The organism is Ochrobactrum sp. BTU1 (assembly GCA_018798825.1).
GTDB lineage: Bacteria > Pseudomonadota > Alphaproteobacteria > Rhizobiales > Rhizobiaceae > Brucella.
The window spans coordinates 2,316,923-2,329,858 of sequence record CP076354.1 but is presented as its reverse complement, the minus strand read 5'-3'; the positions used below and the strand labels follow the sequence as shown (position 1 = coordinate 2,329,858).

The following is a 12,936-nucleotide window of genomic DNA, read 5'->3' as shown; positions in this document are numbered from 1 at the left end:
GAATGCGGTGCCAGATGTTCTTAGGATTTACGCGCCTCGTCCACGACGATACCGTGGCTCAGGTCTTCTTTTGGGCGCTCCGCAGGCATTTGCAGACCGGTCACGATGTAATAGACCGTCTCAGCAATGTTGGTTGCGTGATCGCCAATGCGCTCGATGTTCTTTGCGCAAAACAGAAGATGCGTGCAGGCGGAAATGTTGCGCGGATCTTCCATCATGTAGGTCAACAACTCGCGGAACAGCGAAGTGTACATCGAGTCAATTTCGTCATCGCGGTCGCGAACGACGTTGATCTGCTGTACCGAGCGCGTTGCATAGGCATCGAGCACGTCTTTGAGTTGGGTGAGTGCCAGCTCAGCCAAGGTTTCAAGGCCGCGATAGAGCTTGACCGGCTGGCGCGATTCCGAAACCGCAGCAACGCGCTTAGCAATATTTTTGCCAAGATCGCCAACGCGCTCCAGATCGGCAGAGATACGGATCGAGCCGATGATTTCACGCAGATCGACAGCCATTGGCTGGCGCTTGGCGATAATCATTACGGCCTTATCATCAATCTCGCGCTCACTTGCATCGAGGATGAGATCGTCGGAGATAACACGCTGGGCAAGTGCATTGTCGGCATTGACAATCGCTGCAACGGACTGCTCGACCATGCGCTCTGCATGACCGCCCATCTCGGCGATCTTATGCGTGAGGAACTGCAGTTCTTCGTCGTAAGCGCTAACAGTATGCTGAGACGCCATAATAGACCTCAATGTAAATTGCGGGGAAGCCAAACAGCTTTGTTATCAAACCAGCCGCCGCTCCCGTTCCAATTAATTAGCCAAAGCGACCGGTGATGTAGTCCTGCGTGCGCTTTTCGGTCGGTGCCGTGAACATCACGTCCGTATCACCCACTTCCACCAGATTGCCCAGATGGAACATGGCAGTACGCTGCGAAACGCGTGCGGCCTGCTGCATGGAGTGTGTAACGATGACGATGGTGTAGTTCTGGCGCAGTTCGTCGATCAGCTCTTCAACCTTGGCGGTCGCGATCGGATCGAGTGCCGAGCAAGGCTCATCCATCAGGATCACTTCGGGACTGACGGCAATAGCGCGCGCGATGCACAGACGCTGCTGCTGACCACCGGAAAGACCGGTGCCGGCATCATGCAGACGATCCTTGACCTCTTCAAAGAGGCTGGCCTTCTGCAAGCTGGTGACAACGATTTCTTCGAGATCGGTCTTGTTGCGGGCAAGGCCGTGAATACGTGGGCCATAGGCGACGTTTTCAAAGATCGACTTCGGAAATGGATTTGGCTTCTGGAACACCATGCCAACGCGAGCGCGCAATTCAACAACGTCGATCTTCGGATCGTAGATGTCTTCGTTGTCGAGCGTGATCTTGCCCGCGATGCGGCAACCTTCGATGGTGTCGTTCATGCGGTTAAGCGAACGCAGGAAGGTAGACTTGCCGCAACCCGAAGGACCGATCAGCGCTGTGACCATCTTTTCCGGAACTTCCAGATCGACTTCGAACAGAGCCTGCTTCTCGCCATAAAACACGCAGACCTTGTCACCGCGCATCTTAACGGAGGGGGCGTTGGTGTTCATCTTTTCTCCTACGGCTTTTTCGAGAGATCGTTCAGTCATGAGATTCATCATTTCTCTCCCGTTTACCAGCGGCGCTCAAAGCGGCGGCGCAGAATAATTGCTGCAATGTTCATTACTGCCAGGAACAGGAGCAGGACGATAATAGCGCCTGATGTCCGTTCTACAAAGGCACGCTCGGCTTCATTGGCCCACATGAAGATCTGCACAGGCAGAGCCGTTGCAGGATCCATCGGGGTTGTCGGCATATTGGCAACGAAGGCCACCATACCGATCAGCAGCAGCGGAGCAGTTTCACCCAGAGCCTGAGCCAGACCGATAATCGTTCCGGTCAGAATACCAGGTGCCGCGAGCGGCAGCACATGATGGAAAACCATCTGCGTCTTAGATGCACCTAGCCCCAGAGCCGCCGCACGGATCGATGGTGGTACAGCGCGAAGTGCCGAACGTGTTGCGATGATGATGGTTGGCAACGTCATCAATGTCAGCACCAGACCACCAACAATGGAGGCTGAACGCGGCAGGTTGAAGAAGTTGATGAAGACTGCAAGACCAAGCAGACCGAACACAATCGATGGCACAGCAGCCAGATTGTTGATGTTGACTTCGATCAGATCGGTAAGGCGGTTCTTCTTCGCAAATTCCTCAAGATAGATCGAAGCAGCGACACCGATAGGCAGTGCAAGAACCAGCACAATCAGCATCATGTAGAAGGAACCGACCAGCGCGACACCCAGACCAGAGGTTTCAGGACGGCTGGACGCACCATTGGTGAACAGACCCCAGTTGAAAGCCTCGCTCATCATGCCTTCACCAGTCAGCGTCTTCATCCAGGCGACCTGGCGGTCAGAAACCTTACGGTTTGCCTCGGCAACCGACAGATCGATCTGGCCCTTATAAGCAGAGTCGATATCAGCAGCAGCAAGAACCGGAACCGTCTGCGTAGTCCCGATAAGCGATGGATTATCCATCACCATCTGGCGAAGCTGAACGCGAACACCGTCAGAGAAGAAACGGCCAACCTCACGCAATTGCGCGCGATCTGTCGATGCCACACCGAGTTTCTCAGCCAGCGCGTTGCGGACCAGAAGCGGGTAGTTTGCGGTAATCAGCACATTCGGATCGGTCGCGCGCTTGTTGCCCGGATCAATAACCTGCTCGTCAAGCTTAACCGGCAGATAGATCGTCGTCTGTCCGAACGCCGTGTAGCCCTTCGAGAAAACCGAGAACAGAAGCGCGCAAAGGAAGAACACACCAATCGCAATGGCAACGATGCCATAGAGGCGGAAGCGGCGTTCAGCAGCGTAGCGACGCTTGATTCCGATATCGCGGCGCTGGGGTGTTGCCACGGCATTCCCAGCAGCATTGAAAGTTGAATCGGTCATTATTCGTACTGCTCCCGGTACTTGCGAACGATGTAGAGCGCAAAGATATTCATGATCAGCGTCAGGACGAAAAGAGTGATACCCAGCGCAAAGGCAACAAGTGTCTGCGGCGAGTCGAATTCAAGGTCGCCGGTCAGCTGGTTGACGATCTTGACCGTAATGGTGGTCATGGCTTCAAACGGATTGGCCGTAAGACGCGCTGCAACACCGGCTGCGAGAACCACAATCATCGTTTCACCGATTGCACGCGATGCCGTCATCAGAAGGGCACCGACGATGCCTGGAAGTGCAGCGGGAAGAACAACACGCTTGATCGTTTCCGAACGCGTTGCACCAAGACCGAGCGAACCGTCACGCAGCGAGCGCGGAACCGATGTGATGATGTCGTCAGACAGCGACGAAACGAACGGGATGAGCATCACACCCATGACGAGACCTGCCGTCAGCACGCTCTGCGCCATGATGAAACCCTGACCGCCTGCAATGGCAGCCGAGAGATCACGCAGGAACGGGCCTACCGTAATCAACGCGAAGAAGCCGTAAACGATGGTCGGGATACCAGCCAGAAGTTCAAGCAGCGGCTTAACAACGGTACGGACTCTCGGCGACGCATATTCGGCCATGTAGATCGCGGAGAACAGACCGACGGGCACTGCAAACAGCATGGCCACGAAAGCAATGTAGAGCGTACCGGCCAGAAGCGGGATAAGACCAAACTGACCAACTTCACCGCCAGAACCTGCAGCTGCAAAGCGTGGGTCCCAAACCGTACCGAAGAAGAAATCCATCGGTGCGATCGACTGGAAGAAAGTAACCGTCTGGAACAGAACGGAGAAAACAATGCCGATGGTCGTCAGGATCGCGATACCGGAGGAGGCAACGAGCCCCCACAGCACGATGCGCTCGACATTATTACGGGCGCGCGTGCGACGTTTGATCCCCGACAGACCAAAAACGAGGCCTGCTATGGCAATCACCAGCGCAATAACGCTGCCGACCGTGTGAGAAATCTTGTTGGCGTGCTCAAGGAAGAGAGCGATCGGGACCATATAGTCCTGACCTTCAGTAGCAAGTACTACGCCCTTTGAGCCGAGAACTTCGCGCGCATCCTTATAGGTCTGCGGGAAGCTTTCGATTTCGGCGGGTGTCAGCTTTACGATACCGTCGGCAAGGCTGCGGATCATACCGAGCTGCAAGCTGCGCTCTGAATAGGAGCCATCCTCAACAGCCTCAGGCATACGGGCAGTTGCCGTATGATCAAGATAAGCCGACGTGCCGACCGCCCAAACCGCGAGAAACAGAATTGCGGGCAGAGCCGAAACGAGGAAAACCCACCAGCCATGATAATGCGGGCGGGAATGCATTTTCTCTACCCCTGCGCCTGATCCGGCTGCAGGTTGCGCCTTATTGAGTGCAACGGCGCGTTGACGGCCAATGAAAAAGCCGATCAGTCCGATTGCAACAACACTGACGAGAACCAGAAAGAAGGACATTCAATTTCCCCGGTTGCCCCAAAACTAAGACAAATGCTGTGAACCAGCACAACAATGTCCATGCGAATGCGCTCGTCCTAAACGACATGCGCAAAAGAAGAAGAATGTGGGGAGAGGTTCTCCCCACATTCCACAGATCAAAGCTTACTTAGCTTCCATTACCTTGCCTTCAGTGAAGGCAGTACGCTGAGCTTCACGCTCTGCATCTGGCGCTGGAACCAGACCGTATTCAGCAAGCGGGCCTTCTGGGCCAACCATCTGTTCGGACAGGAAGAAGTCAACATATTCCTTCAGGCCTGGGATAACGCCCAGGTGAGCCTTCTTCACGTAGAAGAACAGTGGGCGCGAAACTGGATATTCGCCCGAAGCAACAGTTTCAGCCGATGGCTTGACGCCGCTGACGGTTGCAACCTTCAGCTTGTCAGCGTTGTTTTCGAAGAAGTAGAGACCGAAAACACCAACGCCCTGCTTGTTGGAGTCGATGCGAGCCAGCGTTTCGCTGTAGTCGCCATCGATGTCGACTGCCTTGCCGTCCTTACGAACAGCGATACAGGCAGCAGCCGAAGCCTTGTCGTCGAGGCCAGTCTTCTTGATTTCGTCGAGAGCGCCCGATTCCTTGCAGCCGTCAGCAAGAAGCTTTTCTTCAAAAACTTCACGGGTGCCGTGCTTTTCGCCAGGAATGTAAGCGGTGATGTCCCAATCCGGCAGGTCTGCATTGACCTGATTCCACTTGGTATTTGGATTGTCTACGAGCTTGCCATCTACGACGAGCTTGGCAGCAAGTGCCTTGTAAACATCAACTGGAGCGAGCTTCCAGTCTGGGCCGTTTGCGTCGGTTGCGAAGACGATGCCGTCATAACCGAAACGAACTTCCTGAACTTCCTTGACGCCAGCGTCGATGCAGGACTTGAGTTCGGTGCCCTTCATGGCGCGCGATGCATTGGCGATATCGATGGTGTTTTCACCCACACCCTTACAGAATTCTTTGATGCCTGCGCCGGAGCCGCCCGATTCAATGACCGGCGTCTTGAAGTTAGGATAGGTTTCGCCAAAGGTTTCAGCAACGATCTTGGCATAAGGCAGAACGGTCGAGGAACCGGAAACCTGAATCTGATCGCGCGCATTCGCAGCGGAAACCGACAATACTGCAGCAATTGCGAGCGCTGCGGTCGAGGAAATCATCTTGTTCATGAGCACCAGCCCCTGTTGTAAAAGACACATGACGTGAAAGCGTCACCAGCCGTCTACGCGCTCTATATAACAGTCATATGACAGTAGTGTAACAGCTTTGTATCAATCGCCTTTGCCCGCGGTTTTGTGGGGTTTTCCACGCGGGCCTGCTGCTTCACATTTTAAAACATGACAATCGTGCAGCAGTCGCCTCAATGCCTGCGACATCGACATTGGCGAAAGCAAAGCGCAGGAAAGCATCCTGGCTTTCACCAAAGAAGCTGCCGGGCAAGGTAATGATGCCAGTCGTTTTGGCAAGCCTCTCGGCAACCGCGACAGAAGACAAACCATCATAAGGATGCCGCACAAAAGCGAAATAGGCACCCACCGCCTCAACATGCCAACCGGCGACATTGCTCATCGAGACACGTAAAGCCTCTGCCCGTCGTGCAATCTCCTTGCGATTGTCATCACGCCAGGACTGTAGCGGCTCGATAGCCCGACTGACCGCAATCTGTGGCGCGCGAGTTGCACAGATCTGCAGATTGTCCATGACCTTGGTAACATTCGCCACCATGTCAGCACCCGCTACGATTGCGCCTAGCCTGTGACCGGGAATGCAGAAGGATTTCGAGAAGCTATAAAGCTGGATCAAATGCGACGGCCAATCGACTTCTTTAAAGAGATCATGGGGCGCCTGATCAGCGTCACTGAGAAAATCGCGATAGGTTTCATCCAGCAGGAGCCATGTTCCATTGTCACGGCAGGCCGCATAGATTTGCGCCAGTAGCTGCGGCGGATAAATAGCACCGGTTGGATTGTTGGGAGAAACCAACACCAGCGCACGCACGCCTTTATGCAATGCGGCCCGCACATCCTCTATATCCGGCACGAAGCCATTTTCGGCGCGGCAAAGCATCGTTTCCGAGCGAATTCCCAGCATTTCCAACGATGACCGGTGATTGAAATAGAATGGATCGGTGGCGAGAACCGTATCTCCGCTTTGAGCAACGCACATGATTGCCGCAATGAACGCCTGATTGCAGCCCGACGTTATATGAATATTGCCAGCCTTGATCTCCGCGCCATAAAGATTGCCGACATGCCGGGCATAGGCTTCCCGCAGAAAAATTTCTCCCTCAATCGGGCCATAGCCCGCGTAAGCGACCGAGCTTGCAGCTTCGCCGAGAAAGCGCAGCATATCAGGATGCGGTGGGTAGCCGGGTACGGCTTGCGACAGATCGATCAGAGGTCCATGCGCGCCATCATATTCACGCGCCCACGCCTGAACGGCTGGGATGGGTGGCGCAGAGAGCTTATCGATAAGCGGATTGATGATGGGCAAAGGCATCAGAAACTCCCCCTTCTGATATTGTCGCTATTCGCTCGGGCGCGACAGGACATAAGCCGCAGAACCAAGCATAAAAACCGTAACTGAAACGGCAAGCAAGGGGCCAGGCTGTGCGCCCCACCAGAACATGCCGTAGCCAAACGTCATACCAAGACATGCATAGAGTTTTGCCCTTGGTGGAATGGCTCCACGATCACGCCATTTGATGATCATCGGGCCAAAACGCGGATCGGCCAGCAGACGCGCCTCGAATTTCGGTGACGAACGCGCAAAAAACCATGCCGCAAGGATGATGAAAATGGTGGTTGGCATCACCGGCAGAATGGCACCAATGATGCCAAGTGCCAGCATGAGAAAGCCAAGGCATAGATAGACAACGCGCTTGCCAGCCGAGACGGCGGGGCGCGCGGTGTCCTGATCGTCCTCTTGCGAATTATCCTGCATCATATTCCATTCTGAAGCTGAGCGCTTATAGCAGGATTTTGGCTTTTGAATGCATCTGGCCAGCGGTCAAAACTGTGTCATCGCGCCGGATTTCAACAAAAGTTACAGATGTTGCGGTAAACTTTACCGGCCAGACAACACCCATTGGTTGTATTTTGCCCATAAAAGGCCAGATTTTGTCATCTTGCGGTGATGGATCGAAAACTAGGAATACAAATAAAAATTGTATTGTCGCGGCTAAATACCCCTCTCAGCCAAAGCAGCTTTTCTTGAGTCCCGCGCTTGAAAACATGGCTCTGCGAAGCAGGCGGTCGAATCTTAACGAATCGTAAGCGATTTTACAGAAACAACGCGATTCAATTCAAAATATTCCTGAGTTTTTCTTGAATCATCAAATAAACAACGCATAGTATAGGATCATTTTCCGCACAATCTTCTGAATCAATTACCTCATAATACTCTCAATAATATCACGCCATCGCCACATTTAGATTCCAGTTCCCGTCGGCCTTTCTCAGTCAAGACTGTGAAGGCACTTCGAAACGACTCTTGGAATCAGTATGAACTTCAAAATTCGTATGGCTATGCTCGCCGTTGCGACCACAGGTCTTTTCTCGATCACCGCAATGGAAGCTCAGGCTGCGCGCTGTGGCGGTGCTTCCTGGTATGCACTCACCTCCCGCACGGCATCGGGCGAACGCATGAACCCAGCTGGTCTGACCGCGGCTCACAAAACACTGCCGCTTGGCACCAAGGTAAAAGTGACCAACCAGAGAAACGGCAAGTCGCTTGTCGTCCGTATCAATGATCGCGGTCCGTTCATTAAGGGGCGCGTTCTCGATCTTTCCAAGGGAGCGGCTCAGCGCCTTGGTTTTGTGGGTGCAGGACACACAAACGTCTGTTTCACACCACTTTAGCAATCACATGAGGATGGCTGTCCTTCTCCAGCCCCTATTTAAAAGCTGTTCCATTTCGGCGGCAGATTTCGCATAAGCCTATATTTTATATGAGTAATTTCCTAACAGCCGCCTTCCAAGCGGCGGTTTTTTGCACCCATAGATACAATTTATAGATGTGTTTTCAGATACATACCCGCGTTAACCATTAATTAAGATGTTGGGCGAAGACGCCACAGTCTCAATTGACTCAGACCATGTTTCATATTTTAACTTTTCGTTAATAAATGCCCAGTGCGGGCTGTGAAAAGGGCTTTGAGTATGTTTTGCGTAGTTCGCTCGAGCATTAAGTTTATCGCTGCTGCCAGCATTGGCATTGCTGCTCTCGTCTCGAGCTTTGGTGCTCAGGCTGCATCGGGAGCCTATATGCAGACAGGTAAACTGACCTCACAGCCAATCGGTCATTACGAGTTCTGCAAGCGTGAAGCTGCTGAATGCAACATCGTGAGCCGCGATACCCGTCCGCTTCTGCTCAACAACGCTAACTGGCAGAATATTCAGACCGTCAATCTCTCGGTTAATGAGCGCATCAAGCCGATGACCGATATGGAAATCTACGGTGTAGAGGAATATTGGGCTTACCCGACCACTGTTGGCGATTGCGAAGACTATGTTCTGCTCAAGCAGCGTGAACTGGCCAAGGCTGGCATTCCGATGACTGACCTACTGATCACGGTTGTTCGCAAGCCAGACGGCGAAGGCCATGCGGTTCTGACCGTTCGCACAGATCGTGGCGATTTCGTTCTCGACAATCTGACTGACGAAGTTCTTCGTTGGGATGAAACCGACTACACCTATCTGAAGCGTCAGGCCGCAAACAATACCGGTCGCTGGGTCACAATCGAATCTCAGGACAATCTGCTGGTTGGCTCGGTTAAGTAAGCAGACGAACATCGTATCAAACGCAGGGCCGGAGAGTGTTTTACTCTCCGGCCCTTTCTTTTTAACGCATGTCTGTCGTTGAACTATTTCCTGCAAAATCAAACTGGATTAAGCTCTGATTCTGGCTGCTTCCAAGCCTCCCCCCTCCAATCGGGAAAGCATTATTCATGCGGGAAATCTAACCATCGAACCAACTGTTCGGGCGAAAGCATAAGGAGGGATTGCTATTATGGCTCGCATAGGAGGTTTTGATGAAATTATCGGCTCCCATCTATCACTTGAAACGCCGTGCGAAACTTATGTCGCGGGATGAGAATATACCGCTTTATGCTGCATTGGATCGCATTGCAGCGCGCGAAGGCTTCAAAAGCTGGAGTATGCTGACACACAAACAATCAGGCGCGGTTTCAGCAGCAGCGCTATATGCGCGCCTGCATCCCGGCAATCTGGTTCTGGTGGGCGCACGCCCGGGCCATGGCAAAACACTGCTCAGTCTTGAAATCCTCATTGAGGCGATGAGAAAGGGGCAGCGCGGTCTGTTCTACTCTCTCGATTACACACGAAAAGACATTGCCAAGCGATTTGACATGCTTGGTGTCGATGATCGCGACTTCAATGATCTGTTCGTGTTCGACACATCTGAGGCAATCAGCGCTGATTACATAATCGGTCAGGCGCAAGACGAACCGCATGGCACCTGCATCGTCATCGATTATCTTCAACTCCTGGATCAGAAGCGTGAGAAGCCGGAGCTGATGGCGCAGATCCAAGCGTTAGAGGCTTTTGCACGCGACAAAGGCATGACCATTCTCTGCATTTCGCAGATCGACCGCTCGTTTGATGCCGAGATCAAAACTTGCCCGGATTTAAGCGACGTACGCCTTCCCAATCCACTTGATCTGTCATTGTTCAGCAAAGCCTATTTTCTCAACAATGGCACCGTGACACTTCACGCAAACTGAACCAATGAGGATCAGGACTTCTGTGGCGGTTTTCACGCCACAGAAGACAGCCTCTCTGCTCCCATACGATAGGAAATCGCACCGGCAAGATGGATACGGCTGATCTGATCCACACCGTCAAGGTCAGCCAGCGTGCGTGCGACTTTCAGAATACGATGATATGCGCGCGCGGAAAAGCGCATCTGTTCGCTGGCGTCACGCAGCAATTTAACACCAGCGGGGTCGGGTCTTGCCACTTCCTCGATCAGATTTGCCGAGCAATTGGCATTGGTAATTGATGCATCAAGGCCAAGTGCCGTATAGCGTGCACTCTGGATCGCACGCGCCCGCGCCACGCGCTTGGCCACACTTTCACTTCGTTCAGACTGCGATGGCTGTATGAGATCAAGCGCCGAGACAGCCGGCATATCAACGCGCAGGTCGATGCGATCCAGCAAGGGGCCGGAAATTCGTGCCTGATAATCACTCTGGCAACGCGGTCCACGCGCGCATGTATGTCCCGGCTCTCCTGCCATACCGCATCGGCATGGGTTCATTGCCGCAATCAGCTGAAACCGCGCCGGATAGCTCGTGCGATGATTGACACGGGCGATCATGCATTCGCCTGTTTCCAGCGGCTGGCGGAGCGAATCGAGCACCTGCGGCGAGAATTCAGGAAACTCATCGAGAAATAGTACGCCATTATGTGCGAGAGACACCTCGCCCGGTCTTGCCCGCAAACCGCCGCCCACCATTGCTGCCATGGATGCGGAATGATGCGACGCACGAAACGGTCTGCGGTCAGAAAGCTTTCCGCCCGACAATTCACCAGCGATAGATGCAATCATCGACACATCAAGCAGCTCGCGTGGGCTGAGTTTTGGCAGGATCGACGGCAGTCGCTGCGCCAGCATGGATTTGCCTGATCCCGGCGGGCCGACCAGCAGCAAATTGTGATTGCCTGCGGCTGCAATCTCCAGCGCACGCTTAGCAGTCTCCTGCCCTTTGATATCCGCCAGATCAGGCTGCATTTCGCTTGAAACACGCATGGAGGGTTCGGGCGGTGTCAGCACCTGCGTTCCCTTGAAATGATTGGCCAGCGCGATCAGGCTGCGTGGCGCGAGAATATCAACATCTGCACCCGCCCATGCCGCTTCCGAGCCGCAGGCATGTGGGCAAATCAGCCCCTTGTCCTCGCGGTTCGCACTGATTGCTGCGGGCAGTACGCCAGCAACTGCCGTGATCGTGCCATCAAGCGACAATTCGCCCAGCACCATGTATGATTGGATGGCATCCGCCGGAATAGCACCAATGGCAGCCATCAGCCCGACCGCAATTGGCAAATCGTAATGCGAACCTTCTTTGGGTAGATCGGCGGGTGCCAGATTAACTGTCACCCGCTTTGTCGGCATCGACAGACCGGAAGCGTGGAGCGCTGCCTGTACCCGCTCCCGACTTTCAGCTACCGCCTTGTCGGGCAGGCCGACGGTTGACATACCCATCTTGCCCGGTGCCACCATCACCTGCACATCGACAGGCACCGCCTCTATGCCCTGGAAGGCAACCGTTCCCACCCGCGCTACCATATGCCCCCGCATAACACGCAGCACATCTCAAACGTGAGAAAATGCTTAAATACAACCATAGGATTTAAGCATTTTCGATAGTTGCAATCAAGAGAAAGGGCCGATCTGATTGTTTCAGACCGACCCTATGAATTTTTCACCGAAGAGACGCGTGTTACTTGCGCTTGGCTTCAACTGCATCCCAGAACAGGGCGGCAATATTGGTGCCATCAAAGCGTTCGATCTCGCGGATACCCGTTGGGGAAGTCACATTGATCTCAGTCATGTAGTCACCGATCACGTCGATACCGACGAGAATGAAACCACGTTCTTTAAGCGACGGTCCGATGCGGGCGCAGATTTCCTGCTCACGCGGTGTCAGCTTGCTTTGTTCAGCACGGCCACCGACATGCATGTTGGAGCGCGCATCGGTTTCCGAAGGCACGCGATTGATCGCGCCAACTGGTTCACCATCGATCAGGATGATGCGCTTGTCACCGGCACGCACATCCTTGAGGTAACGCTGCGCAATAAACGGCTCCTTGAAGAGCTGACCGAACATTTCCAGAAGCGAGGTCAGGTTACGGTCACCATCAGCGAGATGAAACACGCCTGCGCCGCCATTACCGTAAAGCGGCTTCAGAATGATATCGCCAAATTCACGGCGGAATTCCAGAACCTCTTGTGGATCCTTGGTGATAAGCGTTTCCGGCATCAGGTCAGGAAATTCGGTGACGAAAATCTTTTCCGGACTGTTGCGAACCCAGGCCGGATCATTGACCACCAGCGTCTTTGGATGGATGCGCTCCAGCAGATGCGTATTGGTGATGTAGTTCATGTCGAATGGTGGGTCCTGGCGCAGCAGCACCACATCCATGTCCAGCATATTGCGGCGAACCGGCTCACCGAGCGTGAAATGATCGCCCTTGATGTCGCGCACTTCGAGCTTCTCAAGCCGCGCTGTAACAACGCCATCACGCATGGAAAGACGATCAGGCGTGTAATGATACAGCTCATGGCCGCGCTTCTGCGCTTCAAGCGACAGAGCAAAAGTGGTGTCACCTGTAATATTGACCGTGCTGATATGGTCCATCTGGACCGCAACTTTTAGCGACATGATTTCCTCGCGATTCTCAGTTGCCGGAACTTAAAACGGTTT

Annotated in this window: 12 protein-coding genes; 3 read left to right on the top strand and 9 right to left on the bottom strand. The window is 53.6% G+C overall.

The annotated features are described in order from the left end of the window. Nucleotides 1-20: 20 nt before the first annotated feature. From phoU to KMS41_11225, 7 genes are all read right to left on the bottom strand, one after another. The gene (gene phoU, locus KMS41_11255; protein ID QWK77633.1) at nt 21-743 is read right to left on the bottom strand and encodes a phosphate signaling complex protein PhoU; all 723 of its coding nucleotides are present in this window, start codon (nt 741-743) and stop codon (nt 21-23) included. 76 nt (nt 744-819) lie between these two features. After that, the gene (locus KMS41_11250) at nt 820-1,641 is read right to left on the bottom strand and encodes a phosphate ABC transporter ATP-binding protein (GenBank protein QWK78861.1); all 822 of its coding nucleotides are present in this window, start codon (nt 1,639-1,641) and stop codon (nt 820-822) included. Between the two features lie 14 nt (nt 1,642-1,655). After that, a complete protein-coding gene (gene pstA / locus KMS41_11245; protein QWK77632.1) occupies nt 1,656-2,975 on the bottom strand; it encodes a phosphate ABC transporter permease PstA in 1,320 nt (439 codons plus the stop codon). Then, nucleotides 2,975-4,468 (bottom strand): phosphate ABC transporter permease subunit PstC, encoded by a 1,494-nt coding sequence (pstC, locus tag KMS41_11240; protein ID QWK77631.1) that lies wholly within the window; start codon nt 4,466-4,468, stop codon nt 2,975-2,977. The genes pstA and pstC overlap by 1 nt, the downstream gene beginning before the upstream one ends. Before the next feature lie 144 nt (nt 4,469-4,612). Further along, complete coding sequence (locus tag KMS41_11235; GenBank protein QWK77630.1) at nt 4,613-5,659, bottom strand: substrate-binding domain-containing protein; 1,047 nt, start codon at nt 5,657-5,659, stop codon at nt 4,613-4,615. A gap of 154 nt (nt 5,660-5,813) precedes the next feature. Beyond that, on the bottom strand, nt 5,814-6,983 hold the full coding sequence (locus KMS41_11230) for an aminotransferase (protein QWK78860.1): 1,170 nt from the start codon (nt 6,981-6,983) through the stop codon (nt 5,814-5,816). Nucleotides 6,984-7,016: 33 nt separating this feature from the next. Next, complete coding sequence (locus KMS41_11225) at nt 7,017-7,433, bottom strand: YbaN family protein (protein ID QWK78859.1); 417 nt, start codon at nt 7,431-7,433, stop codon at nt 7,017-7,019. A gap of 560 nt (nt 7,434-7,993) precedes the next feature. On the opposite strand from KMS41_11225, the gene KMS41_11220 reads away from it, so the two are divergent. The 3 genes from KMS41_11220 (at nt 7,994) to KMS41_11210 (ending at nt 10,233) form a co-directional block, all read left to right on the top strand. Beyond that, nucleotides 7,994-8,350: a septal ring lytic transglycosylase RlpA family protein gene (locus tag KMS41_11220; protein ID QWK77629.1), complete on the top strand. Its 357-nt coding sequence runs from the start codon at nt 7,994-7,996 to the stop codon at nt 8,348-8,350. A 300-nt stretch (nt 8,351-8,650) separates the two neighbouring features. Beyond that, nucleotides 8,651-9,271 carry a transglutaminase-like cysteine peptidase gene (locus KMS41_11215; protein ID QWK77628.1) on the top strand — a complete coding sequence of 207 codons (621 nt, stop codon included), beginning with the start codon at nt 8,651-8,653 and terminating at the stop codon, nt 9,269-9,271. 251 nt (nt 9,272-9,522) lie between these two features. Continuing rightward, nucleotides 9,523-10,233 carry a replicative DNA helicase gene (locus KMS41_11210; protein QWK77627.1) on the top strand — a complete coding sequence of 237 codons (711 nt, stop codon included), beginning with the start codon at nt 9,523-9,525 and terminating at the stop codon, nt 10,231-10,233. 32 nt (nt 10,234-10,265) lie between these two features. On the opposite strand, the gene KMS41_11205 is transcribed toward KMS41_11210, so the two are convergent. Together KMS41_11205 and gshB are read right to left on the bottom strand one after the other, a co-directional pair. Next, nucleotides 10,266-11,798: a YifB family Mg chelatase-like AAA ATPase gene (locus tag KMS41_11205; protein ID QWK77626.1), complete on the bottom strand. Its 1,533-nt coding sequence runs from the start codon at nt 11,796-11,798 to the stop codon at nt 10,266-10,268. A 154-nt stretch (nt 11,799-11,952) separates the two neighbouring features. Then, nucleotides 11,953-12,894 carry a glutathione synthase gene (gene gshB, locus KMS41_11200; protein QWK77625.1) on the bottom strand — a complete coding sequence of 314 codons (942 nt, stop codon included), beginning with the start codon at nt 12,892-12,894 and terminating at the stop codon, nt 11,953-11,955. Nucleotides 12,895-12,936 lie beyond the last annotated feature (42 nt).

Bases quoted from the DNA above. Each gene is read 5' to 3' on its own strand.
- phoU (QWK77633.1), bottom strand. From the start codon at position 743: ATGGCGTCTCAGCATACTGTTAGCGCTTACGACGAAGAACTGCAGTTC.
- KMS41_11250 (QWK78861.1), bottom strand. From the start codon at position 1,641: ATGAATCTCATGACTGAACGATCTCTCGAAAAAGCCGTAGGAGAAAAG.
- pstA (QWK77632.1), bottom strand. From the start codon at position 2,975: ATGACCGATTCAACTTTCAATGCTGCTGGGAATGCCGTGGCAACACCC.
- pstC (QWK77631.1), bottom strand. From the start codon at position 4,468: ATGTCCTTCTTTCTGGTTCTCGTCAGTGTTGTTGCAATCGGACTGATC.
- KMS41_11235 (QWK77630.1), bottom strand. From the start codon at position 5,659: ATGAACAAGATGATTTCCTCGACCGCAGCGCTCGCAATTGCTGCAGTA.
- KMS41_11225 (QWK78859.1), bottom strand. From the start codon at position 7,433: ATGCAGGATAATTCGCAAGAGGACGATCAGGACACCGCGCGCCCCGCC.
- KMS41_11220 (QWK77629.1), top strand. From the start codon at position 7,994: ATGAACTTCAAAATTCGTATGGCTATGCTCGCCGTTGCGACCACAGGT.
- KMS41_11215 (QWK77628.1), top strand. From the start codon at position 8,651: ATGTTTTGCGTAGTTCGCTCGAGCATTAAGTTTATCGCTGCTGCCAGC.
- KMS41_11210 (QWK77627.1), top strand. From the start codon at position 9,523: ATGAAATTATCGGCTCCCATCTATCACTTGAAACGCCGTGCGAAACTT.
- KMS41_11205 (QWK77626.1), bottom strand. From the start codon at position 11,798: ATGGTAGCGCGGGTGGGAACGGTTGCCTTCCAGGGCATAGAGGCGGTG.
- gshB (QWK77625.1), bottom strand. From the start codon at position 12,894: ATGTCGCTAAAAGTTGCGGTCCAGATGGACCATATCAGCACGGTCAAT.